This window comes from Rothia sp. QJM3NY_36 (genome assembly GCF_056173115.1).
Genome location: NZ_CM149658.1, coordinates 1,839,249 through 1,865,002 on the forward strand (window position 1 = coordinate 1,839,249; position 25,754 = coordinate 1,865,002).

A 25,754-nucleotide genomic window follows, 5' to 3' on the forward strand; every position below is an offset into this window, starting at 1 on the left:
GCCCCGTCGGCGGGTCCTGCTGAGGGCCCTCTCCAGAGTCGCCTGGGCTGCGGCGGTACCTTGGCCTGAGAGTTTCCCGGGGAGGGTTTGCTCCTTCGGCGCCCGGTGGGGCCCGGGGCTCTCCCGCCGCGCGTGATCGGCTGGGTCCAGTGTGCCACACCGCACGCGCCGGCGCGTCATCGAGGGGCCGCCGGTGCCGGTCCCGACGCGGGGGCCGCCGCGTAGACTGTGTCTGCCCCGTTCCCCGCGCAGGAGATGACCGTGCCCCAGCCGAAGCTCGCCGATGTGGCCGCCGCGGCCGGGGTCTCCCCGACCACCGTCTCCCGGGTGCTCAACGATCGCGGCTACCTCTCCCAGAAGACCAAGGACGCGGTGCACGCGGCGATGGCGGAGCTGGGCTACCGCCCCAATGCCATCGCCCGCTCCCTGCAGCAGCGCTCCAGCCGCCTGGTCGGCATCATCTTCCCCACGGTGGCCCACCCGTTCTACGGGCAGATGGCCGAAGCCCTGGAGACCCGCCTGGCCGGGGCCGGCTACAAGGTGCTGCTGTGCGACTCCGCCGGGCGGCCGGATCGGGAGCGGCGGCACCTGGACATGCTGCTGGCCAACCAGGTGGACGGGATCATCACCGGGGCGCACTCCCAGGTGGTCGGCGACTACCCGGGGCTGCGGGCGCCGGTGGTCACGATCGACCGGCCGAAGGGCCACGACTTCCCGGACATCTCCTGCGACAACCGGACGGTGATGCGCGAGCTGACCCGCGGCGTCATCGCCCGGGGCGCCCGGCGGATCCTGCACCTGACCTCCTCGCGGGATCCGCAGGCCCCGCGCCTGCTGGGCCACGCCGAGGCGATGGCCGAGGCGGGGCTGGAGCCTGCGGTGCTGCGCCCGGAGCCCTCTCGGGGCTGGTGGCCCGACCCCGAGCAGATCGATCCCGTGCTGGATCGGGCGTGGGAGGCCGCCGCGGCCCCGGAGGCCGTGATGTGCAGCAACGACCTGCTGGCCGCCGCGGTGCTGAGCTGGGCCCGACGCCGGGGCCTGCGGGTGCCGCGGGATCTGCAGGTCACGGGCTTCGACGGCTCCGCGGCCTCCCGGATCTTCTGCCCCGAGCTGAGCACCGTGGTGCAGCCCTACGGGGCGATGGCCCGGGAGGCCGTCGCGGCGATCCTCGCCGCGGTGGACGGCGAGCCGCTGCCGGCCGGCACCCGCGAGCTGCCGGCCACCATCGACTGGCGCGAGACCACCCGCCCGGCCTGAGCCCCGCGCCCGCATCGGGGCGGGGGCCCGGGCCGGGCGGGCTCGGGTCGGCTCAGGACTGCGCGGCGGCGGCCGGCTTCTCCTTCGGGGTGATGCTCAGGAATGCCTCCCCGTGGGCGACGGTGCTTCCGGTGTCCGCGGTGAGCTGCGTACCCTCGATCCGCTTCGCCGAGGTCACGACCATCGGGGTGGTCAGGTCGTAGCCGGCCGCGCGGATGGCCGCGGCGTCGAAGCGGGCCAGGACGTCCCCGCGGCGCACCACGTCTCCCTTGCGCACCAGCGGGGTGAAGTGCTCCCCGTCCAGGGCCACGGTGTCGAAGCCCAGGTGGATCAGCACGTCCAGCCCGCCCGCGGTGCGCAGCCCGTAGGCGTGGCCGGTGGGGAAGGCGACGGTGACGACGGCGTCGGCCGGGGCGTAGAGCACCCCGTCGCTGGGGTCCAGGGCCGCGCCGGGACCGAGCATCTGCTGGGCGAAGGTGGGGTCGGAGACCTCGGACAGGGCCAGCACCCGCCCGTCCAGCGGGGCGGTCAGGCGCCAGTCCTCGGCGTCGTCGGCCAGCACCGGGCCGGCCTCGCCCTCGTGCCGCTCGGCGTCGTCGCCCTCCGCGCCCAGGGCCACGGCGGAGCCCTCGGCGGCGGCCGCGGCGTTGCGCTGGGCCGCACCGACCTTCCGGCGGGCCACCGCGTAGGTCACGGCGAAGGAGATCGCGGTGGTGATCAGCAGGGCGATGAAGAACCGGCCGATGTCCGTGGCCCGGATGGACACGAAGCCGAGGTAGCCCGCGGCCCCCAGGGCGACGGCGCGGATGTTCATCAGCGCCACGAGCGCTCCGCCGACCGCGGCCGCGCCCATGCCGATGAACAGCGGGTAGCGCAGGCGCAGGTTCACCCCGAAGATCGCCGGCTCGGTGATGCCGAGGAACGCGGAGAAGGAGGAGGCCCCGGCCACGCCCTTGAGCTTCTTCTCCCGGGTGGTCAGGTACACGGCGAGGCAGGCCGCGCCCTGGGCGGCGTTGGCCATCGAGGCGATGGGGAAGATGAAGGAGCCGCCGGCGGCGATCAGCTGCAGCTCGATCGGCGGGAAGGACTGGTGCAGCCCGGTGATGACGATGGGGCTGTAGAAGAACGCGAAGACCATGCCGCCGAGGGGCCCGGCCACGGTGTAGAGCCATTCGATGCCGCGCCCGAGGGCGTCGCCGGCGGTGAACAGGAACGGGCCGATCGCGACGAAGGTGATGAAGCCGGTGATCAGCAGGGACAGGGTCGGGGTGAAGATGAAGCCGATGGTGCCCTTGAGCACGCGGTTCAGCCCCTTCTCCAGGTTCGCCAGGATGAAGGCGACGACGAGGATGGGCAGCACGGTGCCCTGGTAGCCGGACTGCTGGACCTGCAGGCCGAAGACGTCCCAGTAGGTCATCCGGTTCTCGGCCAGGGCCTGGGCGACGTCGTAGCCGTTGACCAGCTGCGGCATGACCATGGCCATGCCCATCGCCGCACCCAGGTACGGGTTGCCGCCGAAGCGCTTGGCCGCGGAGAAGCCGACCAGGATCGGCAGGAAGGCGAAGGGGGCGGCCGCGAGCATGTTGATGATGCCGGCCAGGCCCTCCCAGGCGGGGTTGGCCTCGATGAACGACTGCCCGCCGTACCAGGGCATCAGCCCCTCGGCGGTGAGGACGTTGTTCAGGGCCATGAGCATGCCGCCGCCGACCAGCACCGGGATCAGCGGCACGAAGATGTCGGCGAAGACCTTGAGGAAGCGCACGAACCAGGAGGAGCGCTGGTCGGCGACCTGCTTGAGCTCGTCCTTGGAGACCTCCTTGACCCCGAGCGGGGCCAGGTGGGCGAAGACCCGGTCGACGTCGCCGGGCCCGACGATGACCTGGAACATGCCCCCGCCCTCGAAGGTGCCCTTCAGGTCCGGGTCCGCATCCAGCGCGGCCTGGTCCACCTCGTCGCTGTCCTGCAGGACGAAGCGCAGGCGCGTGGCGCAGTGGGCGGCGGCCTGGATGTTGCTGGGTCCGCCGACGGCGTCGACGACCCTCTCTGCTACGGCGGCGTGTTCCACGGAAGTCTCCTTCGCTCGGCCGTGGGCGCCCGCGGGATGCGGCGCCTGTCAATCGATTGACACACTAGCACGGCCGCGCCCCGGCGTGACCCCCTCCCGTTGTGCGTGGCGGGTGCATGGCGGGCCTAGGGCCCGGGCAGGAGCGCGGCCTCGGCGCTGAGGAGGCGGGCTCCGGCGTCGCACCGGGCGGTGACGGCCACGGGGCCGGTGAGGAAGAGACGCTGGCTGAACACGCACGCGCCGTCCTCGGCGAAGATCTCCAGGCTGGACGAGTCCGCGAAGAGCTCGACGGCGCGGTGCCCCGCCGCGGGAAGGGTGCGGGTGCGCTCGGGGCCGCCGGCCTGGTACCGGCTGCCGCCGCGGTCCACGGTGATGCCGGTGGCGCAGATGCTGACGGCCACCGCGATCCCCCGAGGATACAGATACTCCAGATGGGCCGCAGGATCCGGGGCCGCCCCGACCGAGGCGCCCTCGAAGGAGACCTCCATCCGCAGCCGGTGCGCGGGGCGAGGCTGCGGCGGGATGAGCTGCGCGGCGTCGGCATCGGGCAGGTCCAGCTCCCCCAGGGGCAGCAGTCGGTCCACCTCGGGCACCGGCCGCTGCAGCAGCCGGCCGCCGCGCAGGATCAGCTCCCGGGGCAGGGTCATCTGGTGGACCCAGCCGTGGTCCAGGGAGGGCTGATCGTCCTCCCCGGCGTTGCCCATCCATCCCATCAGGACGGTGCGCTCTCCGGTCCCGGCGAAGACCTGCGGGGCGTAGAACTCGAAGCCGGCATCCAGCTCCTCCAGCGCGGTGGCCTCCCGGAAGGCGCACCCCTCCAGCACCCCCACGGTGTACGTGCACGGGTGGGGGTTGCGGAAACGCTCGCCCTCGGGCCCCAGGCCCTGCGGACAGAAGATCAGCACGTGGCGCTCCTCCCCCGTCGCCTCATCGCGCAGACCCACCAGCTGGGGGCACTCATCCATGAATCCCGGGGCGCGCAACTCCGGACGGTCGAAGCGCACCTCCCCCGTGAACCCCCAACGGCGGCGATCCGTCGAGTCCCACCGCAGGATCGCGCCCGTGCCGTCCTCGCGCTGGGCCCCCAGCAGCATCATCCAGCCGCCCTCCGGGGCGGGCAGCACCTGCGGGTCTCGGAAGTGCGCGGTGTATCCCGGCGGCGGGCCCGGGATCAGCGGGTTGTCCGGGTCCGGGAGCAGCCGCCCGGACCCGTCGCCGGCGGGCACGGCCCGGCACTGGTATGCCTCCCGGCCGCCGTTCCGGGTGCGCACGTTGCCGGTGTAGTAGAACTCCACCCCGCCCCCCGGCAGCGGCAGGGCCCCGCCGGAGTAGCAGCCGTCGCGGTCGTACCAGCGCACCGGCTCCAGCGCGGTGCCGAGGTCGCGCCAGCGCAGCAGGTCCTCGGAGACCGCGTGGCGCCAGAACACGGCCTTCTCCGGGTGCAGAGGGCTGTACTGGTAGAAGGCGTGCCAGCGCCCGTCCAGATGCACCAGGCCGTTGGGGTCGTTGAGCCTGCCCACCGGCGGGGCCAGGTGGTAGCGGGGACGGTCCGGGTCCGCGCGCACGGCGGCGGCAAGTTCGCGTTCGCGCGCCGCGGCCCGGCGGGCCCGATCCAGCAGCTCGGGATCGACGACGGCAGGATCCTCGACGCCGGGGATCCCGACGGCCGGGTCCTCGGCGGCAGCCCCCTCGGCATCGGGGCGGGCGGGCTCGGGAAGGCAGGAAGGGGGCATGAGACCACCCTAGACACTGTGACCATCGTTTGACACATCGCTTCGACCCGGAGGCGGACGCGCGAGAGCCCCCGCCCTCCCGCGAACGGGATGACGGGGGCTCTCGCGGATCAGCAGGGGCTCTCCCCGGTGCGGGGAGAAGCGTCCTTACTTGAGGGTGACGGTGGCGCCGGCGCCCTCGAGCTGCTCCTTGGCCTTCTCGGCGTCCTCCTTGGAGGCGCCCTCGAGGACGGCCTTGGGGGCGCCGTCGACCAGGTCCTTGGCCTCCTTCAGGCCGAGGGAGGTCAGGGCGCGCACCTCCTTGATGACCGCGATCTTCTTGTCGCCGGCACCCTCGAGGATGACGTCGAACTCGGTCTGCTCCTCGGCGGCGTCCGCGCCACCGTCGCCACCGGCGGCGGGGGCGGCGGCCACGGCGGCCGGGGCGGCAGCGGTGACGTCGAAGGTCTCCTCGAAGGTCTTCACGAACTCGGAGAGCTCGATCAGGGAGAGCTCCTTGAAGGCCTCGATCAGTTCGTCGATGGACAGCTTAGCCATGTGATTGGCTCCTCACTTCGTCTGGTTGCAGGTCGGAACTGCAACGGATCTTGGTTCCCTGGCCCCGGGTGGGCACCAGGCACAGCGTGCGATCCGCGAGCGGATCAGCGGCTGTCGGCATTCGCGGAGAATGCCTTAGGCAGCGGATTCTCCACCCTGTTCCTCGACCTTGACGCGCAGCGCCTCGGCGGTGCGCGCGGTCTTGGACAGCGGTGCCTGGAACAGTGCGGCGGCCTTGGCCATGGTGCCCTTGGCGGCACCGGCGACCTTGGCCAGCAGCACCTCGCGAGATTCAAGATCCGCAAGCTTGATGACGTCAGCTTCACTGAGCGGCTTACCCTCGAAGTAACCGCTCTTGATGATCAGCTGGGGGTTCTCCTTGGCGAAGTTGCGCAGGCCCTTGGCCGCCTCCACCGGTTCCCCGGTGATGAAGGCGACGGCGGTGGGGCCCTGCAGGTCGTCGAAGTTCAGGCCCTCGACGCCCGCCTCCCTGGCCGCGATCGCGGTCAGGGTGTTCTTCACCACGGCATATTCGGCGTGCTCACCGAGGGAACGGCGCAGCTCCTTGAGCTTCGCCACGGTGAGACCACGGTACTCAGTCAGAACAGCGGCAGTGGAGGAGGAGAAAAGATCCCTCAGCTCCGCTACGGCGGCTGCCTTCTCCGGTGTCGCCATGGTTCTCCTTCCGGTCTGAATGCCGGGCGCCCATGAGCCCACGAAAAAAGCCCCGCGCAGGCGGCGGGGCGACGCTCCCCTCACGGAATCCTCGATGCGCTGGGCAGAGGAACCCGGGGGTTCGGCGTGTCACGGTCACCTGCGCTGGCCGTCCTCGCGGGACTCTTATGGCGGATTGGTCTGCCTGGCGGCATGACCGAACCTACGACCGGCGGTCTTTGGTGTCTCCATTGAACCACACCCGCGGCGGATGCGCCAGCGGGCGGGGGCGCGGCACGCGAGGTGCGGATGCGAGAACGCCCCGCCGGACCCGGTGCCTGACCGGATCCGACGGGGCGCTGCGACCGCCATGGCGGCGGCTCACCGAGGCTCAGCTGCGCCTGCGGCTCACTTCTCCGCGACGGAGGGGTCCACCGGCACGCCGGGACCGAAGGTGGTGGCCACCGTCAGCTTGGAGATGTAGCGGCCCTTGGAGGAGGACGGCTTCAGCCGCACGATCTCCTCGACGGCGGCGCGGAAGTTCTCCACCAGCTGCTCCTGGGTGAAGGAAGCCTTGCCGATGATGAAGTGGAGGTTGGCGTTGCGATCGACGCGGAAGTCGATCTTGCCGCCCTTGATGTCGCCCACGGCCTTGGCCACGTCCATGGTCACGGTGCCGGTCTTGGGGTTCGGCATCAGGTTGCGCGGACCCAGGACCTTGCCCAGGCGCCCGACCTTGCCCATCATGTCCGGGGTGGCCACGGCGGCGTCGAAGTCCGTCCAGCCGCCGGCCACGCGGGCGATGAGGTCATCGGAGCCGACGAAGTCCGCACCGGCCTCCTCGGCGGCGGCGGCCTTGTCACCCTGGGCGAAGACGACCACGCGGGCGGTCTTGCCGGTGCCGTTGGGCAGGTTCACGGTGCCGCGGACCATCTGGTCGGCCTTGCGGGGGTCCACGGACAGCCGCATGGCGACCTCCACGGTGGGGTCGGCCTTGGAGCTGTTGATCTCCTGGGCCAGGGCGATCGCCTCGGGGGCGCTGTAGAGGCGGCCCTCCTCGATCTTCTCGGCGGCTGCCTTGTACGCTTTGCTGCGCTGTGCCATCTGCTTGCTCTCTCCTTGTGCAGTCGTGGTCTGTCGGATCGCGCGCGATCCTGCCACACGCCCGGCGCCTGCTGCGCTGCGGACGGCCCGCCGCGGCGGCGGGTCTTTCGGGTCGGCATCGGGATGATGCCGGTGCCTCGCGGTGGAGGCGAGGGGACTACTCGACGGTGATGCCCATGGAGCGGGCCGTGCCGGCGACGATCTTCGCGGCGGCGTCGATGTCGTTGGCGTTGAGGTCGGGCATCTTGGTCTGGGCGATCTCGCGGACCTGGTCCATGGAGATCTTGCCGACCTTGTTGGTGTGCGGGATGCCGGAGCCCTTCTGCACGCCCGCGGCCTTCTTGATCAGGTCAGCGGCCGGCGGGGTCTTGGTGATGAAGGTGAAGGAGCGGTCCTCGTAGACCGTGATCTCCACCGGCACCACGTTGCCGCGCATGGATTCCGTGGCGGCGTTGTACGCCTTGCAGAACTCCATGATGTTGACGCCGTGCTGACCCAGGGCCGGGCCGACCGGCGGGGCCGGGTTGGCGGCGCCTGCCTGGATCTGCAGCTTGATGAGGCCAGAGACCTTCTTCTTGGGAGCCAATGCTTGGTCCTTTGCTTACGTGGGACGGACCGCCGCGCAGGAGCGCACGACGGCGGGTGGCCGCCGTGGCGCGGCGACCGGCGTGAGGGCGCACCCCAGCGTTCGGGTGCGCACACGCAACCATCCACTCTACGCCGCGGCGGGGGTCGGGCTCCACCCGCAGCGGCCCACCTCACAGACAGACGGCGCCCGTCGTCTCCCGGTGCGGGAGGCGGCGGGCGCCGTCGGAGCCTGGCGGATCAGATCTTGGAGACCTGATTGAACCCCAGGGTCACGGGGGTCTCGCGCTCGAAGAGGGAGACCAGGACCACCAGCTGCTGGGCCTCGGGGTTGATCTCGTTGACGGTCGCCGGGAGGGTCTCGAACGGGCCCTCCTTGACGACCACGGACTCCCCGATCTCGAAGCCGACGCTGACCTGCGGGGCCAGCGGCTCCGGGATGGGCTCGCCGGCCTGCTTGGCGGCCTCCACCTGCTCGGCCTCGAAGACCGGGGCCAGCATGTCCACGACCTCGTCCAGACGCAGCGGCACGGGGTTGTAGGCGTCCTGCCCGACGAAGCCGGTGACGCCGGGGGTGTGGCGCACCACGCCCCAGGACTCGTCGGTGAGGTTCATCCGCACCAGCACGTAGCCCGGGATGCGCACGCGGCGCACGGTCTTGCGCTGGCCGTTCTTGATCTCCACGACCTCTTCCATGGGGACCTGGATCTCGAAGAGGTCGTCCTCCATGTTCATCGACTGCGCGCGGGTCTGCAGGTTGGTGCGGACCCGGTTCTCGTAGCCGGCGTAGGTGTGGATGACGTACCAGTCGCCCTCCTGGCGGCGCAGCTTGGAGCGGAACTCGGCCATCGGGTCCGGCTGCTCCTCCTCGGCCGCCTCGGAGCCCTCCTGGGCCTGGACTGCCTCCGCGGCCTCGGCCGCGGTGTCCTCGAAGCCCTTCTCCGGGTTCTCCGGCTGGGCGTCGGTGGCCGCGATCAGCCCGGCGTCGGTGTTCTCGAAGCCGGAGCGAGACTCCCCCGCCTGCGCGGCGGCGGCCTGCGCGGCCTGCTCCGGGGAGACCTCCTCCGGGGTGCCGGCCTGCTCGGCGTCGGGAGTCTGGTTGGTCGGGGTCTCGGGGCTCACGCCCTCGGCGTTCTCGCGTTCCTGCTCGGACACTGTTGCTGTTCCTGCTTTCTGGGAGGGTGCGCCGGACGCCGCCCCGCCGGGGGCGGGTCCGCGCGAGCGGACCGGGGATCGGACGGACGGTGCGGACTACTGTCCGGTCATGGACTGGCCGTTGCCGAACAGCCAGAAGGCTCCCTTGCCGAAGAGGAAGTCCAGACCGGAGATCAGCAGCAGCATGAAGGCCACGAAGATCAGGACGATGATCACGTAGTTGACCAGCTCGCGGCCGGTGGGGGTCACGACCTTCTTCAGCTCGGCGAGGACCTGGCGGAGGAAGAGGAAGATCCTCCCGAAGAAGCCGCGGGCCCGGGCGTCTTCGATCCCGGCTCCTCCTGCGGCGGCGGCCTTGGCCATGGGATCCGCCCCTTTCTGCGACGTGCGACGAGCGTTCGGGACCCTGGGGCCCCGGTCCCCGCGGACGGGCCGCGACGACGGGGTGCGTGCAGGGCAGACAGGACTCGAACCTGCAACCTGCGGTTTTGGAGACCGCTGCGCTACCAATTGCGCCACTGCCCTTCGGAAGGCCCCGGGCCTTCCGCGGCGACTCTCCTCCGCGTCGGGGCCCGTGACGGCGCGCGGGATCCTCAGGGGGTGAGTACCGGGTACCGACTGTAGCCGAGAGCCCGCGCTCGGCGCAATCCGCCGTCGATCCCGGCCCGGGCGCAAGGCCCGACCCTAGGATGGGAGCTGGGCGGGCTGCCCGCGCCGCGGGTCCCGCACCGGCCACCGCCCCCGACGTCGAAGGAAGCCCCGACCATGACCTCCCACGAGCGCATCTCCGCCCGCATCAGCGCGATCGCCCCCTCGGCCACCCTCGCGGTGGACGCCCGCGCCAAGGAGCTGAAGGCCGCCGGGCGCCCGGTCATCGGCTTCGGCGCGGGCGAGCCGGACTTCCCCACCCCGGAGTTCATCGTCGACGCCGCCCGGGCGGCCCTGGATGACCCGGCGAACTTCCGCTACACCCCGGCCGCGGGCTTGCCGCAGCTGCGCCGGGCCATCGCCGAGAAGACGGCGCGGGACTCCGGCTGGGAGGTGGAGGCCTCCCAGGTGGTGGTGACCAACGGCGGCAAGCAGGCGGTCTACGAGGCCTTCGCGACCGTCATCGGGCAGGGGGACGAGGTCCTGCTGCCCGCCCCGTACTGGACCACCTACCCCGAGGCGATCCGCCTGGCCGGGGGCGAGCCCGTGGAGGTCTTCGCCGGCTCGGAGCAGGGCTACAAGGTGACCCCGGAGCAGCTGGAGACCGCCTGCACCGAGCGCACCAAGGCGCTGATCTTCGTCTCCCCCTCCAACCCCACCGGGGCGGTGTACTCCCCCGAGGAGACCGCCGCGATCGGGGCGTGGGCCGCGGAGAAGGGGATCTTCGTGATCACGGACGAGATCTACGAGCGGCTCACCTACGACGACACCCCCTTCACCTCCCTGGCCGAAGCCACCCCGCAGCTGCGGGAGAACCTGGTGATCCTCAGCGGGGTGGCCAAGACCTACGCGATGACCGGCTGGCGGGTGGGCTGGCTGGTGGCGCCGGCCGACGTGGCGAAGGCCGCGACCAACCTGCAGTCGCACCTGAGCTCCAACGTCAACAACATCGCCCAGCGGGCTGCGCTGGCGGCCCTGACGGGCCCGCAGGAGGAGCTCGAGGCGATGCGCCGGGCCTTCGACGCCCGCCGCCGGCTCATCGTGGATGGGCTCAACGCGGTGCCCGGCTTCTCCTGCCCCGTCCCGCAGGGCGCGTTCTACGCCTACCCGGACGTCACCGCCCTGCTGGGCCGGGAGATCGCCGGGCGGCGCATCGAGTCCTCCCAGGACCTGGCGACCCTGATCCTGGAGGAAGCGGAGGTCGCCGTCGTGCCGGGTGAGGCCTTCGGCCCCTCCGGATACCTGCGCCTGTCCTACGCCCTGGGCGAGGAGGATCTGCGCGAGGGCGTCGGGCGGATCCAGCGGCTGCTGGCCGACGCCGCCTGAGCGCACCACCCGAGCCGACCGCCGATTCCCACACGAACCCACATGTCGGAAGTGTGACTCCCCTCGCCCTGAGGCCGTGATTCCCCGGAATTCAGCGGAACCACGGCCTCTGCCGACTCCACAGAAACGCAACCGCTCGCTAGACTGGTTCCGGTTGACGAATCCATCCGAACCATCAGTCGAGGAGACCACCATGAAGATCGGACTGCTCACCAGCGGCGGGGACTGCCCCGGCCTGAACGCCGTGATCCGCGGCGCCGTGCTCAACGGAGTCAAGACCTACGATGACGAGTTCGTGGGCTTCCGGGACGGCTGGCGCGGCCTCGTGGAGGACGACATCATGGATCTGCCCCGCACCAAGGTGCGCGGCCTGGCCCGCACCGGCGGCACGATCCTCGGCACCTCCCGCACCAACCCCTACGATGGCCCGCACGGCGGCCCGGAGAACATCTCCATCGTGCTGGAGAAGAACCAGATCGACGCCGTCGTCGCGATCGGCGGGGAGGGGACCCTGGCCGGGGCCCGCCGCCTGGCCGACGCCGGCCTGCCCGTCGTCGGGGTGCCGAAGACCATCGACAACGACCTCAACGGCACGGACTACACCTTCGGCTTCGACACCGCGGTGCAGATCGCCACGGATGCGATGGACCGCCTGCGCACCACCGGCGAGTCCCACCACCGCTGCATGGTCGCGGAGGTCATGGGCCGCCACGTCGGGTGGATCGCGCTGCACTCCGGCATGGCCGCCGGCGCGCACGCCGTGCTGATCCCGGAGCAGCAGGTGCCGATGACGCAGGTGGCCGAGTGGGCCAAGGAGGTCCACGACCGCGGCCGCTCCCCGCTGGTCGTGGTGGCCGAGGGCTTCATCCCGGAGGGCTTCGACGAGGTCATGCACGACAAGGGCGTGGAGAAGGACGGTCGCCCGCGCCTGGGCGGCATCGGCGAGTACGTGACCCGGGAGATCGAGAAGCTCACCGGCATCGAAACCCGCAACACCACGCTGGGGCACATCCAGCGCGGCGGCTCCCCCACCAGCTTCGACCGCGTGCTGGCCACCCGCTTCGGGATGAACGTGGTGGACCTGGTGCACGACAAGGAGTGGGGCAAGATGGTGGCCCTGCACGGCACCGACGTGGTGCGCGTGGGCTTCCACGAAGCCCTGGACTCCGGGCTGAAGGAGGTTCCGCAGGACCGCTGGGAGGAGGCCAAGACCCTCTTCGGACGCTGATCCCGCGTCGGCCGGGCGCCGGTGCCCACCGACGCCGCCCGGCCGAGCACGACGACGGCCCGGCCGTCCTCCCTCATCGCGAGGGGAGACGGCCGGGCCGTCGTCGTCGGTGCGGCCGGGCTAGCCGGACATCACGGCTGGCGCAGGAAGTCCGCGCGGTGCCGTCGGCCGGCCACCTGCCCGGCCTCCGGGTCCACGATCACGGTCTGGGCCGCGGCGTAGACGGTCTCCGCGGGCTCCCCGTCCTCACCGGGCTGCCCCGGATCCACCACCCGCAGGGCGGCGGCGGGGTCCACCGAGCGCTTGAGCACGGCCAGGGCGATGGGCCCGGCCTCGTGGTGCAGGGCCGCGGAGGTCACCCGCCCCACCGCACGGGTGCCACCCTCCGCGTAGACCGGCGAGCCGAGAGCGGGCAGGGTGTGCTCCGAGCCGTCCAGGTCCAGGAAGGCCAGGCGCCGGGGCGGGTGGCCCAGGTTGTGCACGCGGGCCACGGTCTCCTGGCCCTTGTAGCAGCCCTTGGCCAGGTGCACGGCGGTGCGCATCAGATCCAGCTCGTGCGGGATGGTCCGCTCATCGATCTCCCGGGCGGCGCGCGGGCGCCACTCCTCGATGCGCAGGGCCTCCGCGGCCCACAGCCCGGCCCAGCCCAGCGGCGCCGGGTCCGCCTCGGCCAGGCCCGCCAGCTCCGGCAGCCGCTCGCGCGGCACCAGGGCCTCGTACCAGGTGCGCTGGGCCCCGGGGTGCTCCGCGATGGCGGCGTAGCTGGTGCCGCCGGGCACGACGCCGGGCCACGGGTCCCGCCACACCAGCGGCAGCCCGGACTCGCCCGCGCGCGCCAGGAACGGCGCCAGCACGGCGGCATCCCGCGGGTCCACACGCAGCCCCACCACGGCCCAGTCCGCGGCGGCCGCCCGGACCTGCACCCGCAGCATGAAGCGCATCGAGTCCAGGAACGCCGTCAGCGGCTGCTCCTGCCCCGGCTCCACGATCAGCAGGATCCGGTCCTCGCCGATGATCGCGTGGGGGACGTACTCGAGCCGCCCCTGCGCGGAGAGCAGGGCCAGCTCCGCGGAGGACCCGGCGGGCAGGCCGGTGAGCACCTGGGAGGACAGGGTGGTCAGCCAGCTGGCCCGGTCCTGCCCCGTCACCTCGACGACGCCCAGGTGGGATGAGTCCACCAGCACCGGGGAGGCGGGGGTGGAGCGGGCCAGGCGGCGCTGTTCGCGCAGGGGGTCGCCGTAGTGGGCGGGGACCGCCTGGTCCGGGGCCTCCGCCGGCACCGCGCCGTGCCGGTCCAGCAGGGGTGAGCGTTCGGGACTCACCGCACCACCTCGGCCGCGTCCGTGCGGCGCAGGCGCGCGGAGGCGTGGGAGGCCATCTCGTGCCCGAGGGCGGCCATGTCCCAGGCCCACATCAGCTCGCCGTTGACCAGCCCGTACATCCGGGAGGCGGCGGTGTACTCCTTGGCTCCCTCGGCCCGCATCACGGCGTCGGTGGCCATCTGGATGCGGGGCCCGTCGATGACGCCCACGTACAGCTCGCTGACCCCGCCGGGGTGGTTGATGTTCGCGGTGATCTCGAAGCCGCCCTCCTCTCGGCGCAGCCTCTCCACGTCCGCGGCGGTGGCCAGAGTCGGTTCGGCCGCGCCGGGGATGAGCCCGGGGCCGAGGTCGCCCTCCTGCAGCTTCCGGCCCAGCTGCCAGAAGCCGGTCTCCACGCTGATGGGGCGGGTGCGCTGCCCCTCCTCGTCCAGCAGGTAGGACTCGGCGCGGTACTCGATGAACGGCAGGCCGGACTGGGTGAAGGAGACGATCTGCCCGAACTGCCGATCGGGGACGTCCTGGCCGTAGCCGAGCACGCCCACGCCCTCCCACTGGCCGAGCAGCCAGGCGAAGGGGACGAGCTCGGGAGTCATGTCTGAGGGGATCTCGATAGCCATGGCCCCATCCTAGGCGCGCAGCCTCAGGCCCGCGCGGGCTTTCCCTCGGACGCGAACGGGCCCCGGGCGGCAGTGCCCGGGGCCCGTTCGCGCGACCGCCGCGGCGGTCAGCGTCGATGGGTCACTTCTGGCCCTTGAACAGCCGGGCCACCACGAGGACCGCGGAGCCCGCGATGCCCAGGGAGGCCAGGCCCAGCAGGGACAGGAAGAAGATCTCGAGTGCCATGATCATGGTCACCAAGCTACCACGCGCAGCAGCAGGAAGGTTCCGGCGCAGCCCAGGATCCCGAAGAACGCGACCGGCACCAGCCCGAGGGTCACGGCCCCGCGCCGCGGGCCATCCGCAGGCCCCGCCGCGATCAGCCGGACGCCGACCCCGGCGATCAGCACCGCGATCACCGCGCCGCAGACCCACACGGCCCACCCAGCCCGGGTCTGCTCGTGCACCAGGGCCATCGCGATCCACCCGGCGGAGCTGACCGCGGCCAGCACCCCGGTCACCGCGGAGATCACGGACTCCAGCCGGGCGGGCGCCCCCTCCCCGCGCACCAGCTCCCCGATGAAGCAGGCCAGCACCCCCACGGCGACGACGGCCGGCAGCAGCGTCACCAGCGAGGCCGAGGCCGTCAGCAACACGACCGCGCAGGCCGCCAAGCCGCTGGCGCCGATGATCCCGGTGTGCACCGGCAACACCTCCCCGCCGCGCTGCTGGGCCACCCCGGAGGCTGCCGGCCAACCCCACGCGATGACCAGGACCATCGCGACGGTGGCCACCGCGGAGGCCTGCGGGGCCCACACCGCGCACAGCAGGGAGACGGCCAGGCCCAGGACGGCGGATCCGGCGACGAGCCGGTAGCGGGAGGGGCCGGAGCGCCCGGCGCTGCGCAGCCGCTCACCGCGGGTGGGAGTCGCTGACGGGGTCACGGCGGGCGGGCCTCCTGAATCGATCGGGGCGGGCGACGGCGCGGGGCCGGCACGGGCCTGGCGGCGCCCGAGGGCGGACGGTGCCGAGTCTACCGGGCGCCGTGGCCGACGTCGGGGGCTCGCCGGGTCCCCGCGCCATCGGCCTATACTGTGCTCGTCCGCACAGACGCGGTCGCATCCCGCACCCGTGACCGAGGGAAGGAAGCCTCCGTGTCCCAGATCCTCGTCCTCAGCGACACCGCCGAGCAGGCCGCGGCGGCCCTGCCCGCCCTGGAGCTGCTCGCCCATGACGTGCACCGCGTGGGCCTGGGGACGAGCCTGGACTCCATCCGACGCCACGGCCCGGACCTGCTGCTGCTGGATGCCCGCGCGCAGGTGCTGCAGGCGCGCAACGCCGCCCGGCTGCTGCGCGCCCAGGCCCCCGAGCTGCCGATCCTGGCGGTGCTCACGGAGGGCACGCTCAGCGCGGTGACCCCCGAGTGGCCCGTGGACGACTTCCTGCTGCCCGACGCCGGCCCGGCCGAGGCCGAGGCGCGGCTGCGCCTCCTGCTGGGCGACCGTCGCAGCCCCACCCCCGCCCCCGCTCCCGCCGCGGAGCTGATCCGGTGCGGGGCAGTCGTCGTGGACGAGGCGGGCTACAGCGCCCGGATCGACGGGCAGCCGCTGAACCTGACGTACAAGGAGTTCGAGCTGCTGAAGTTCCTCGCGCAGAACCCCGGGCACGTGTTCACCCGCGCCCAGCTGCTCAGCGAGGTGTGGGGCTACGACTACTACGGCGGCACGCGCACCGTGGATGTGCACATCCGGCGCCTGCGGGCCAAGCTCGGGGCGGATCACGAGCAGATGATCACCACGGTGCGCAACGTCGGCTACTCGATGCACGCGCCGAAGGGCTGACGGCTCAGCCGCTCGCGGCCCCGGGTTTGGCGGCCAGGATGGTCCCGCGCACCAGCTCGCGGTCTTAGCACACCAGGGCGTCGTTCTCCAGGAGGCGCTCGCGCCCGATGGTGTCCCCGGTGCGTCGGCTGCGGGTCTCGCGCACGATGACGTTGTGCCGACGCACCTGGGCGGCCCCGGCGTCGTCGGCGTCCTCGTAGAAGTACGCGTCCTCCTCGAGGATGTGGTATTTGAACTCCCCCGGCCGCTCCGCGCGCAGCTGGCCCCGCAGGTGCTCCCCGTCCACGGCGACCCGGAACTGGTGGGTGCGGTCTGTGCCGTTGTGCACCCGATAATCCAGGAAGTTGTAGATGATCGAGGTCCCGGTGCCGTAGGGGATCTGGCGCTTGAAGTCCGGGAACAGGTCCAGCCCGGAGTGGTGGTGGTGCTCGGTGATGGTCAGCTCGGAGTGCAGCGCCATCCAGTGCAGCAGGTTGGTGAACTGGCACATCCCGCCGCCGATGCCCGACTCCGCGTGGTCCCCCTGGATGACCACCCCGGGCTGGAAGCCGCGGGCGGCGGTGGGGTTGCCCACCAGCCGCCAGAAGGAGAAGGTCTGCCCCGGCCGGATCAGGATCCCGTCCACCAGGGGGGGCGGCGATGGCCAGGGACCGGGCCTTGCCCTTCTGCAGGTGCTGCTCCGTGCTGCCCAGGCGACGCCGGATCAGCGAGTTGTGCCCGTAGATCCGCGTCGGCAGATCCTCGGCGCTGCGCTGCGCGGCGAAGCTCCGACGCCGCGGCAGGTCGGCCAGGTGCCGCTGCAGGCGCTGCCGCTGGATCGCGATCTGATACGTCAGCGGGGAGATGTCCGAGAAGAGTCTGCGAGCCATATCACAGAAGATAGCCCACGGCGCGGCATCCGCCCAGCCCCGTCCCGCGGCCCGGCACGGCTCAGTCCTCCATATCCTTCGCCGCGGCCCGCCGGGCCGGCAGCATCTCGCGGTCCACCCAGCCGAGCACCTCGTCGAGGATCGGCAGGACCTGCTCCAGCTCCTGGGTGGTGATCGTCAGGGGCGGACTGACGTGCAGGGTGTTCTCCCGCCCGAAGGTGCTGAAGCCCCGGTCGTACAGCCGACCGATGATCCGCTTCATCACCGGGTCCGAAGACCGGTACCCCACCAGCGGGGTGCGGGCCTCCCGGTCCGAGACCAGCTCCACCGCGGCGAACATCCCGAGGTGGCGCACCTGGCCCACGCACTCGTGCTCCCGGGCCATCCGGTCCAGGAAGTCCGCGAGCACCGGGGCGATCTGCGCCACGTGCTCCAGCACCCCGTCCTGCTCGTAGGCGTCCAGGGCCGCGTTGGCCGCGGCGCACGCGAGGGTGTGCCCGGAGTAGGTGAGCCCGCCGGGCAGCGGGTGCTCCTCGAAGAACCGGGCGATCTCCCGGGAGACCAGCACCCCGCCCAGCGGCACCGCCGCGTTGTCCACGCCCTTGGCGAAGGTCATCAGATCCGGCACGACGCCGAAGCCCTGCCAGGCGAACATCGTCCCGGTGCGCCCGAAGCCGGTCATCACCTCGTCGAAGATCAGCAGGATCCCGTACCGGTCGCACAGCCGCCGCAGCCCGGGCAGGTAGCCCTCCGGCGGGATGATGACGCCGTTGGCCCCGACCACCGGCTCCACGATGATCGCGGCGACCGTCTCCGGGCCCTCGAAGCGCAGCTGGCGCTCCAGATCCGCCAGGGCCCGCTCCGTGGCCGCGGCGTCCGCAGCCTCGCCGGACCAGCCGTCCTGGTACGGGTGCGGGGACAGGAACTTCACGAAGCCCGCGCCCGCGCCCTGCTCGGCCCCGAGCCGGCGCCAGTCCCCGGTGGCCTGCGCGGCCCCGGCCGTGGCCCCGTGGTAGCTGCGGTAGCTGGAGAAGACCTTGGTCCGGCCCGTGACGGTGCGGGCGATGCGCAGCGCGTGCTCGTTGGACTCCGCCCCGCCGTTGGTGAACATCACCCGGGCGAAGTGCTCCCGCCCGGCCAGGGCGACCAGGCGCGCGGCCAGCCGAGACTTGGGCTCGGTGGCGAAGGCGGGGGACATGAAGCAGAAGCGGCGGGCCTGCTCGGCGATCGCCTCGGCGATGCGGGGGTGGCCGTGGCCGAGGTTGGCGCAGACCATCAGCGAGGACATGTCCGCGATCCGCCGACCGGTCTCATCTCACAGCCAGATCCCCTCCGCCCGGGTGATGGTGTGCACCGGGCCCCCGGAGACGGACCAGGACTGCAGTACGTGATCCCGATGCTGGGCGGCGATCTCCTGGGTGTCGATCCCCAGAGTGTCGATCTCCGAGGTCCGGCCCGGATCCGCACCGGGCGCGGGATCGGCCTGCCCGCAGGCGTCGGAGACGGGGGTGATGCGGGCGGAGGTGACGGTCATGGCGGGTCCTTCCTCGTGCCGGAGGTCGTCCCGGGGCGGGTCCGGCGCGGCGTACGGCGAGCCTAGGAGCCGCGTGTTTCCCGCGCATTGCCGCCGGACGACGGCGCGCACCGTCGGAACGACGTCTGCGCCGTCGCACCGGGCGGGCAGTAGACTGGGAGCAGTCGTCGCGCGTGCGCGGCGCGATCCTGGCCGCGAGAGAAACGGGAACGTCCACGTGTCCACTTCCGCCGAGCTGCACACCCAGAACCCCTCCCAGACCCCCAGCGGGCAGCCGCACCCCGCGGTCCTCGCCCCGACTCCCGAGCGCGTGCGCGCCGTCGAGCGCCTGGCCGAGCAGGCCCGCGAGCACGACGGCGCCGCCCCCTTCTCCGAGCAGACCCTCCTGCAGCTGCGCCGGGCCGCCCGCGACGACGCCGAGCGGATCCTGCTGGTCATCGCCGAGGAGGACGGGCAGGCGCTCGCCGCGGCCGTGGCCACCGCCCCGGACCCGCAGGACGAGGAGTCCACCGGCACGCTGGAGGCCGTCGTCGCCCCCGATCGACGCGGCGCCGGGCTCGGCCGGGCCCTGCTGGAGACCGCCCTGGGCGAGGAGGGCCTCGGCGAGGACCTGCCCCGCTACCGCGCCTGGGTGCACGGCTCGGGGCTGGCCGGGGACTCCCGGGAGTACTCCGCGCCCCTGGCCGCCGTGCAGCTGGCCAAGGACCTCGGGCTGCACGCGGTGCGCGAGCTGTGGAAGATGCGCCTGGAGCTCACCGATGCCGCCCGCCGCTCGATCGCCGAGCAGGCCGCCGCCCATGAGCCCGCCGCCCCGGTGCACCTGCGCACCTGGACCCCCGAGGACGCCGAGGCCTGGCTGCGCCTGAACGCCCAGGCCTTCGCCGAGCACCCCGAGCAGGGCCGCCTGACCCGCGCGGACCTGGACGCCCGCACCGCCGAGGACTGGTTCCGCCCCGAGGGCTTCTTCCTCGCCGAGACCTCCGAAGGCGCCGACGGCGGCTCCGGGCTGCTGGGCTTCCACTGGACCAAGATCGAGACGGATCAGCAGGGCCCGCGCGAGGGCGAGGTCTACGCCGTCGGCGTGGCCCCGGACGCGCAGGGCACCGGGCTGGGCAAGGCCCTGACCTTGGCCGGCATGGACTGGCTGGCGCGCCTGGGCACCGGCGAGGACGCGCAGGAGGAGCCGCTGGCCGCCATCGTCCTGTACGTGGACGCGGACAACGCCCCGGCGGTGAGCCTGTACCGCTCCCTGGGCTTCGTCCCGTGGGACGTGGACACGATGTACGCCCCCGGGCCCGCCGGGCAGGACGACGCCGCCCCCGCCCCGAGCGCGAACCTCACCCGCCCGGCCGAGATCTCCGACATCGCCAAGATCGAGCGCGCCGAGACCCGCGGGGACCGCATCGACGAGCCCGAGCACTTCTCCACCCCGCTGCTGCAGGGGGACTTCGGCTCGGAGCGCTTCCTGGACCGGGAGACCTCCTGGCTGGACTTCAACACCCGGGTGCTGGAGCTGGCCGAGGACCCGAACCTCTACCTGCTGGAGCGGCTGAACTTCCTCTCCATCGTCGCCTCCAACCTGGACGAGTTCTTCATGGTCCGGGTCGCCGGGCTCAAGCGGCGCATCGCCACCGGCATCGCCGTGCCCTCCGCGGCCGGGCTGACCCCGGAGGAGCAGATGGAGGAGATCTCCGAATCCGCCCACCGGCTGCAGCAGCGCCACGCGCAGGTCTTCCATGAGCAGGTGCTGCCCCGCCTGGAGGAGGAGAACCTGTTCATCGTCGGCTGGGAGGACCTGGAGGAGGAGGCCCGGCAGCGGCTGTCCGCCGAGTTCCAGGAGCGGGTCTTCCCGATCCTCACCCCGCTGGCCGTGGACCCGGCCCACCCCTTCCCGTACATCTCCGGGCTGGCCCTGAACCTCGCCGTCATCGTGCGCAACCCGCAGACCGGCAAGGAGCTGTTCGCCCGCGTCAAGGTCCCGGACCAGCTGACCCGGATGATCTCCGTGGACGGGCCCAAGACCACCAACTCCTCCTCCCGCCCGGCCCGGTTCATCCCGCTGGAGACCGTCATCGCCCAGCACCTGGACCAGCTGTTCCCCGGCATGGAGGTCGTGGAGCACCATGTGTTCCGGGTGACCCGCAACGAGGACCTGGAGGTCGAGGAGGATGACGCCGAGAACCTCCTGAAGGCCCTGGAGAAGGAGCTGCTGCGCCGACGCTTCGGCCCGCCCGTGCGCCTGGAGGTGGAGGACTCCATCAACCCCGCGATCCTGGACCTGCTGGTCTCGGAGCTGCGCATCGACGAGTCCGAGGTGTACCAGCTGCCCGCCCCGCTGGACCTGCGCGGGGTGTCCAACATCGTCAAGGTCAACCGGCCCCGGCTGCACTACCCCACCTATGTGGCCCACACCAGCCGCTTCCTCAACGCCGCGGAGACCGCCAAGGCCGCGGACGTGTTCGCCGCGACCCGGGACCACGACGTGCTGCTGCACCACCCGTACGACTCCTTCGCCACCAGCGTCCAGGCCTTCCTGGAGCAGGCCGCGGCGGACCCGAACGTCATGGCGATCAAGCAGACCCTGTACCGCACCTCCGGGGACTCCCCCATCGTGGACGCCCTGATCGAGGCCGCGGAGGCCGGCAAGCAGGTGCTGGCCCTGGTGGAGATCAAGGCGCGCTTCGACGAGCAGGCCAACATCTCCTGGGCCCGCAAGCTCGAGGAGGCCGGGGTGCACGTGGTCTACGGCATCGTCGGGCTGAAGACCCACTGCAAGCTGTCCCTGGTGGTGCGCCGGGAGGCCGACGGGCTGCGCCGGTACTGCCACATCGGCACCGGCAACTACCACCCCTCCACCGCCCGGTTCTATGAGGACCTCGGCCTGCTGACCTGCGATGCGCAGATCGGCGAGGACGTCTCCCGGCTGTTCAACCAGCTCTCCGGGTACGCCCCGAAGACCACCTTCAAGTCCCTGCTGGTGGCCCCGCGCTCGCTGCGCTCGGGCCTGATCGACCGGATCAACCGGGAGATCGCCCACCAGCGGGCCGGGCTGGCCGCGAAGATCCAGATCAAGTGCAACTCCATGGTCGATGAGGCGATCATCGACTCCCTGTACCGGGCCTCGCAGGCCGGGGTGCGCGTGGACGTCGTCGTGCGCGGGATCTGCGCGCTGCGCCCGGGCGTGCCGGGACTGTCCGAGAACATCACGGTGCGCTCCGTGCTGGGCCGGTTCCTGGAGCACTCGCGGGTGTTCACCTTCGCCAACGGCGGCAAGCCGGTGGTCTACATCGGCTCCGCGGACATGATGCACCGGAACCTGGATCGGCGCGTGGAGGCGCTGGTGCGGATCAAGGACCCGGTGCACGTGGAGTACCTGCTGACCCTGTTCGACCTCTACCTCTCCGAGCGCACCTCCACCTGGCACCTGGACGGCGACGGCGTGTGGACCCGCCACGCGCTGGACGCCCAGGGGCGCCCGCTGATGGATGTGCAGAGCCACTACCTGGAGTCCCGGGCCCGGCAGGGCTCCTCCTCCCGAGGCTGAGCCAGCCTCCCGCGGGTCCCGCCGCCCCGGCGCGTCGGGGCCCCAGTGCGCGCGCAGCCGTCATCGATCCCCTCACCCGAAGGAAGCTCCCCGATCATGTCCAAGCCCTCTTTCCCCGCCGTCGTCGCCGCCGGCGCCCTGTGCTGGCGCGAGCGCGAGGGCGTGCTGGAGGTCCTGATCATCCACCGCCCCAAGTACGACGACTGGTCCTGGCCCAAGGGCAAGCGCGACGACGGCGAATCCGTGCCGCAGACCGCGATCCGGGAGGTCGCCGAGGAGGTGGGCCTGAGCATCACCCTGGGCGCCCCCCTGGCGGTGACCACCTACCAGGTCAAGCAGGGCCGCAAGGACGTGCACTACTGGGCCGCGCACGTGCCCGCCTCCGCCCAGGCCCACCAGGACGGCGGCGAGGTGGACGAGCTGCGCTGGGTCACCCCGGAGCAGGCCCGGGACCTGCTGACCAACGCCACGGACACCGAGCCCCTGGACCGGCTGGTGGCCCTGCACGAGGCGCAGGACCTGCGCACCCGCGCCGTGATCGTGGTGCGCCACGCGAAGGCCAAGCCGCGCTCGTCGTGGTCCCGGGCCGAGGGCGATCGGCCCCTGGCCGCGACCGGCAAGCGCCAGGCGGTGGCCGTGGGGAAGCTGCTGGCGGCGTGGAAGCCGCAGAAGGTCATCTCCAGTCCGTGGGTGCGCTGCATGCAGACGGTCGCCGGGTACGCGAAGGCCGAGGGCCTGGCGATCAAGGAGAAGAAGCGCCTGACCGAGGCTGAGCACTCCCGCAAACCGGGGAAGGTGGAGAAGCTGATGGAGGCCGTGTTCGAGTCCGGGACCTCCACCGTGGTGTGCACGCACCGGCCGGTGCTGCCCACGGTGCTGGCCGTGGTGGATCGGCACCTGCCCAAGGCGCTGCGCGCCCAGCTGCCCACCGAGGACCCGTACCTGAGCCCCGGGGAGATGATCGTGCTCAATGTGAGCCGGAAGCACCGAGGCCGCGTCGTCTCCCTGGAGCAGGTGAAGCCCAGCGATGACTGAGACGACGTCGATCCCCACGCCCTACGAGGACCTGCTGCGCGACATCCTCGCCCACGGCACCCACCGTCCGGACCGCACCGGCACCGGGACCACCGGGGTGTTCGGCCGGCAGATGCGCTTCGACCTGGCCGCGTCCTTCCCGCTGCTGACCACCAAGCGGGTGCACTTCAAATCCGTGGCCCTGGAGCTGCTGTGGTTCCTGCGCGGCTCCTCCAACGTGCGCTGGCTGCAGGAGCGCGGGGTGAGCATCTGGGACGAGTGGGCCGATGAGGACGGCGAGCTGGGCCCGGTCTACGGGGTGCAGTGGCGCTCCTGGCCCACGCCGTCGGGCGGGCACATCGACCAGATCGCCCAGGTGATCCGCTCCCTCCGGGAGAACCCGTTCTCCCGCCGGCACGTGGTCTCCGCGTGGAACCCGGCCGAGGTGGAGGACATGGCCCTGCCCCCGTGCCACGCGCTGTTCCAGTTCTACGTGGTTCCGGATGCCTCCGGGGCGCCGCACCGGCTGTCCTGCCAGCTGTACCAGCGCTCCGCGGACATGTTCCTCGGGGTGCCGTTCAACATCGCCTCCTACGCGCTGCTGACCCTGCTGGTCGCCGATCAGGTGGGTCTGGAGCCCGGGGAGTTCGTGTGGTCCGGCGGGGACTGCCACATCTACGACAACCACCGGGAGCAGGTGGCCGAGCAGCTGAGCCGCGAGCCGCGCCCGTACCCTCAGCTGCGGTTCCGGCACCGCGACTCCCTGGATGCCTACGAGTACGAGGACTTCGAGCTGGTGGGCTACGACCCGCACCCGACGATCAAGGCGCCGATCGCCGTATGAGCGGGGTGGGCCCCGAGCTGGCGGCGATCTGGGCGCAGGCCGCCGGAGAGGTGATCGGACGGGACGGGGGGATGCCGTGGCACTGTCCCGCGGACTTCGCGTTCTTCCGCGAGCGCACGATGGGCTATCCGGTCATCATGGGCCGGGCCACCTGGCAGTCCTTCCCGCAGCGGTTCCGCCCCCTGCCGGGGCGGACCAACATCGTGCTCTCGCGCACCGTCTCCCCCGGGGAGCACGACGGCGCCCGGTGGGTCCGCGATCTGCCCGAGGCCCTGCGGGTCGCCGCCGAGGCGCCCAGTGGGTCGGAGCGGATCTGGCTGCTCGGCGGGGCGTCCCTGTACGACCGGGCGCTGGGGACCGAGGACCTTCCGGTGGTGCGCGGGGGCCGGGTGTCCCGGGTGCTGGTCACGCAGCTGGACGCCGAGGTGCCCGGAGACGCCCGCGCCCCGCAGCTGGGCCCGGAGTGGTCCGTGCGGGAACTGGGCTCCGGCGTCGACCCGAAGGCCCGAGTGGCCGGTCCCGACGGCGCCCTGTCCCCCGCGGCGCTGCCCTATCGCTTCCTGGAGGCCACCCGCTGAGCTCACGCTCCGCGGCCGTTTGGGGAGCGGTCGGCGGGTTGTGGAGCGGCCTCACCGCTTCGCAACCCGCCGACCGCTTCCGAAACGCCCGGCCACCGCGGCGCGGCCCCCACCCGGCGGGGCATCTTCCGTAGACTGGGGCCCATGACTTTCCACCCTGGAGATCCCGTAGGATTCGTCGGCTGGCGCGGCATGGTCGGCTCCGTGCTGATGCAGCGCCTGGAGCAGGAGGGGGACTTCGCGGACTTCACCCCCGTGTTCTTCTCCACCTCCGCCGCCGGCTCCCCCGCGCCGACCTTCCGCGGCGCCGAGGAGCCCAGCACCCTGCAGGACGCCCACGACCTGGACGAGCTGGCGCTGCTGCCGGTCATCGTCACCACCCAGGGCGGGGATTACACGAAGGCCGTGCACGGGAAGCTGCGCGAACGCGGGTGGGACGGGCTGTGGATCGACGCCGCCTCGACCCTGCGCCAGGAGCCGGACTCCGTGATCGTGCTGGATCCGGTGAACAGGGACGTCATCGACCGGGCCCTGGAGGCCGGGATCCGGGACTTCATCGGCGGCAACTGCACCGTGTCCTGCCTGCTGATGGGCCTGGGCGGACTGTTCCGCCGCGGGCTGGTGCAGTGGAGCACCGCGATGACCTACCAGGCGGCCTCCGGCGGCGGGGCCCGGCACATGCGCGAGGTGCTGGCCGGGTTCCGCGACGTCGCCGGGACCGTCGCGCAGGAGCTGTCCGATCCGGCGTCGGCGATCCTGGAGGTGGACCGGAAGGTGCTGGCGATGCAGCGCTCCGGTGAGCTGGACACCACCCAGTTCGAGGTGCCGCTGGCCGGCTCCCTGATCCCGTGGATCGACGCGGATCTGGGCAACGGGCAGTCCCGCGAGGAGTGGAAGGCGGATGCCGAGACCAACAAGATCCTGGGCCTGGACGGCGATGACCGGGTGGTCATGGACGGGCTGTGCGTGCGGATCGCGACGATGCGCTCCCACGCCCAGGCCCTGACGATGAAGCTCACCGAGGATCTGTCGGTGGAGGAGATCGAGCGGATCATCGACGAGGACAACGAGTGGGCGCACGTGGTGCCCAACACCAAGGAGGACACGATCCGGGACCTGACCCCGGTGGCGGCCTCCGGGTCCCTGCGGATCCCGGTGGGGCGCATCCGCAAGCTGGCGATGGGCCCCGAGTACATCTCCGCCTTCACCGTGGGGGATCAGCTGCTGTGGGGCGCGGCCGAGCCGGTGCGCCGGATGCTGAAGATCGCCGTCGGCACCCTCTGACGGGCAGCCGCCCCCGGCTTTGGGAGGGGTTTCGG

The 25,754-nt window shown here is 72.1% G+C and carries 22 protein-coding genes, 1 tRNA gene, 2 pseudogenes and 1 riboswitch; of the genes and pseudogenes, 10 read left to right on the top strand and 15 right to left on the bottom strand.

The genetic code is table 11. The features are described 5' to 3' along the window. Window positions 1-43 precede the first annotated feature (43 nt). A riboswitch (glycine riboswitch) is annotated at window positions 44-136 on the bottom strand. Between the two features lie 125 nt (window positions 137-261). Next, entirely contained in the window at window positions 262-1,257 is a 996-nt protein-coding gene (locus AC0VXQ_RS08180; protein ID WP_081046299.1) for a LacI family DNA-binding transcriptional regulator, read from the top strand. A gap of 52 nt (window positions 1,258-1,309) precedes the next feature. Here AC0VXQ_RS08180 and AC0VXQ_RS08185 read toward each other — a convergent pair whose 3' ends face one another. The 9 genes from AC0VXQ_RS08185 to AC0VXQ_RS08225 form a co-directional block, all read right to left on the bottom strand. Then, window positions 1,310-3,322, bottom strand: a complete 2,013-nt coding sequence (locus AC0VXQ_RS08185; RefSeq protein ID WP_058730962.1) for a sucrose-specific PTS transporter subunit IIBC — start codon at window positions 3,320-3,322, stop codon at window positions 1,310-1,312. A 125-nt stretch (window positions 3,323-3,447) separates the two neighbouring features. Further along, a complete protein-coding gene (locus AC0VXQ_RS08190) occupies window positions 3,448-5,055 on the bottom strand; it encodes a glycoside hydrolase family 32 protein (RefSeq protein ID WP_055684611.1) in 1,608 nt (535 codons plus the stop codon). Between the two features lie 147 nt (window positions 5,056-5,202). Continuing rightward, the gene (rplL, locus tag AC0VXQ_RS08195; protein ID WP_055684612.1) at window positions 5,203-5,592 is read right to left on the bottom strand and encodes a 50S ribosomal protein L7/L12; all 390 of its coding nucleotides are present in this window, start codon (window positions 5,590-5,592) and stop codon (window positions 5,203-5,205) included. A 135-nt stretch (window positions 5,593-5,727) separates the two neighbouring features. Continuing rightward, a complete protein-coding gene (gene rplJ, locus AC0VXQ_RS08200; RefSeq protein WP_475528302.1) occupies window positions 5,728-6,267 on the bottom strand; it encodes a 50S ribosomal protein L10 in 540 nt (179 codons plus the stop codon). Between the two features lie 387 nt (window positions 6,268-6,654). Further along, window positions 6,655-7,350, bottom strand: coding sequence for a 50S ribosomal protein L1 (gene rplA, locus AC0VXQ_RS08205; protein ID WP_055684614.1), 696 nt, complete (start codon window positions 7,348-7,350; stop codon window positions 6,655-6,657). 157 nt (window positions 7,351-7,507) lie between these two features. After that, a complete protein-coding gene (rplK, locus tag AC0VXQ_RS08210; RefSeq protein ID WP_058730686.1) occupies window positions 7,508-7,936 on the bottom strand; it encodes a 50S ribosomal protein L11 in 429 nt (142 codons plus the stop codon). 239 nt (window positions 7,937-8,175) lie between these two features. After that, window positions 8,176-9,090, bottom strand: a complete 915-nt coding sequence (gene nusG, locus AC0VXQ_RS08215; RefSeq protein WP_058730687.1) for a transcription termination/antitermination protein NusG — start codon at window positions 9,088-9,090, stop codon at window positions 8,176-8,178. 96 nt (window positions 9,091-9,186) lie between these two features. After that, complete coding sequence (gene secE / locus AC0VXQ_RS08220) at window positions 9,187-9,453, bottom strand: preprotein translocase subunit SecE (RefSeq protein ID WP_055684617.1); 267 nt, start codon at window positions 9,451-9,453, stop codon at window positions 9,187-9,189. A gap of 89 nt (window positions 9,454-9,542) precedes the next feature. Beyond that, window positions 9,543-9,615, bottom strand: a tRNA-Trp gene (locus AC0VXQ_RS08225). A 240-nt stretch (window positions 9,616-9,855) separates the two neighbouring features. Between AC0VXQ_RS08225 and AC0VXQ_RS08230 the strand changes: the two genes are divergently transcribed. Both AC0VXQ_RS08230 and AC0VXQ_RS08235 read left to right on the top strand, forming a co-directional pair. After that, window positions 9,856-11,064, top strand: coding sequence for a pyridoxal phosphate-dependent aminotransferase (locus AC0VXQ_RS08230; protein WP_475528306.1), 1,209 nt, complete (start codon window positions 9,856-9,858; stop codon window positions 11,062-11,064). Between the two features lie 193 nt (window positions 11,065-11,257). Beyond that, a complete protein-coding gene (locus AC0VXQ_RS08235; RefSeq protein WP_055684619.1) occupies window positions 11,258-12,292 on the top strand; it encodes a 6-phosphofructokinase in 1,035 nt (344 codons plus the stop codon). A gap of 131 nt (window positions 12,293-12,423) precedes the next feature. On the opposite strand, the gene ygfZ is transcribed toward AC0VXQ_RS08235, so the two are convergent. From ygfZ to AC0VXQ_RS08250, 3 genes are all read right to left on the bottom strand, one after another. Continuing rightward, window positions 12,424-13,614, bottom strand: coding sequence for a CAF17-like 4Fe-4S cluster assembly/insertion protein YgfZ (gene ygfZ / locus AC0VXQ_RS08240; protein ID WP_475528310.1), 1,191 nt, complete (start codon window positions 13,612-13,614; stop codon window positions 12,424-12,426). After that, the gene (locus AC0VXQ_RS08245) at window positions 13,611-14,231 is read right to left on the bottom strand and encodes a nitrobindin family protein (RefSeq protein ID WP_058730692.1); all 621 of its coding nucleotides are present in this window, start codon (window positions 14,229-14,231) and stop codon (window positions 13,611-13,613) included. The genes ygfZ and AC0VXQ_RS08245 overlap by 4 nt, the downstream gene beginning before the upstream one ends. Before the next feature lie 234 nt (window positions 14,232-14,465). Further along, window positions 14,466-15,155, bottom strand: a complete 690-nt coding sequence (locus tag AC0VXQ_RS08250) for a hypothetical protein (protein WP_058730693.1) — start codon at window positions 15,153-15,155, stop codon at window positions 14,466-14,468. A 210-nt stretch (window positions 15,156-15,365) separates the two neighbouring features. Here AC0VXQ_RS08250 and AC0VXQ_RS08255 point away from each other — a divergent pair, with 210 nt between their 5' ends. Continuing rightward, window positions 15,366-16,052, top strand: a complete 687-nt coding sequence (locus AC0VXQ_RS08255; protein ID WP_058730694.1) for a winged helix-turn-helix transcriptional regulator — start codon at window positions 15,366-15,368, stop codon at window positions 16,050-16,052. A 64-nt stretch (window positions 16,053-16,116) separates the two neighbouring features. On the opposite strand, the gene AC0VXQ_RS08260 is transcribed toward AC0VXQ_RS08255, so the two are convergent. The 3 genes and pseudogenes from AC0VXQ_RS08260 to AC0VXQ_RS08270 form a co-directional block, all read right to left on the bottom strand. Beyond that, window positions 16,117-16,677 (bottom strand): VanW family protein, encoded by a 561-nt coding sequence (locus AC0VXQ_RS08260; protein WP_358293282.1) that lies wholly within the window; start codon window positions 16,675-16,677, stop codon window positions 16,117-16,119. A 305-nt stretch (window positions 16,678-16,982) separates the two neighbouring features. Beyond that, a pseudogene (locus AC0VXQ_RS08265) lies at window positions 16,983-18,224 on the bottom strand (aminotransferase class III-fold pyridoxal phosphate-dependent enzyme); the annotation flags it as partial. A gap of 12 nt (window positions 18,225-18,236) precedes the next feature. Continuing rightward, window positions 18,237-18,455, bottom strand: coding sequence for a hypothetical protein (locus AC0VXQ_RS08270; protein WP_475528314.1), 219 nt, complete (start codon window positions 18,453-18,455; stop codon window positions 18,237-18,239). On the opposite strand from AC0VXQ_RS08270, the pseudogene mshD reads away from it, so the two are divergent. From mshD to asd, 6 genes and pseudogenes are all read left to right on the top strand, one after another. Beyond that, window positions 18,454-19,704: pseudogene (mshD, locus tag AC0VXQ_RS08275) on the top strand (mycothiol synthase); the annotation flags it as partial. The gene AC0VXQ_RS08270 and the pseudogene mshD overlap by 2 nt on opposite strands. A gap of 30 nt (window positions 19,705-19,734) precedes the next feature. Next, window positions 19,735-21,999 carry an RNA degradosome polyphosphate kinase gene (locus AC0VXQ_RS08280; RefSeq protein ID WP_375542949.1) on the top strand — a complete coding sequence of 755 codons (2,265 nt, stop codon included), beginning with the start codon at window positions 19,735-19,737 and terminating at the stop codon, window positions 21,997-21,999. A 96-nt stretch (window positions 22,000-22,095) separates the two neighbouring features. Further along, window positions 22,096-23,034 carry an NUDIX hydrolase gene (locus tag AC0VXQ_RS08285; protein WP_058730696.1) on the top strand — a complete coding sequence of 313 codons (939 nt, stop codon included), beginning with the start codon at window positions 22,096-22,098 and terminating at the stop codon, window positions 23,032-23,034. Further along, on the top strand, window positions 23,027-23,857 hold the full coding sequence (locus AC0VXQ_RS08290) for a thymidylate synthase (RefSeq protein ID WP_100464466.1): 831 nt from the start codon (window positions 23,027-23,029) through the stop codon (window positions 23,855-23,857). Before AC0VXQ_RS08285 ends, AC0VXQ_RS08290 begins: the two co-directional genes overlap by 8 nt. Next, a complete protein-coding gene (locus tag AC0VXQ_RS08295; RefSeq protein WP_100464467.1) occupies window positions 23,854-24,435 on the top strand; it encodes a dihydrofolate reductase in 582 nt (193 codons plus the stop codon). Before AC0VXQ_RS08290 ends, AC0VXQ_RS08295 begins: the two co-directional genes overlap by 4 nt. 144 nt (window positions 24,436-24,579) lie before the next feature. After that, window positions 24,580-25,719 (top strand): aspartate-semialdehyde dehydrogenase, encoded by a 1,140-nt coding sequence (gene asd, locus AC0VXQ_RS08300; RefSeq protein WP_058730699.1) that lies wholly within the window; start codon window positions 24,580-24,582, stop codon window positions 25,717-25,719. Window positions 25,720-25,754: the final 35 nt, after the last annotated feature.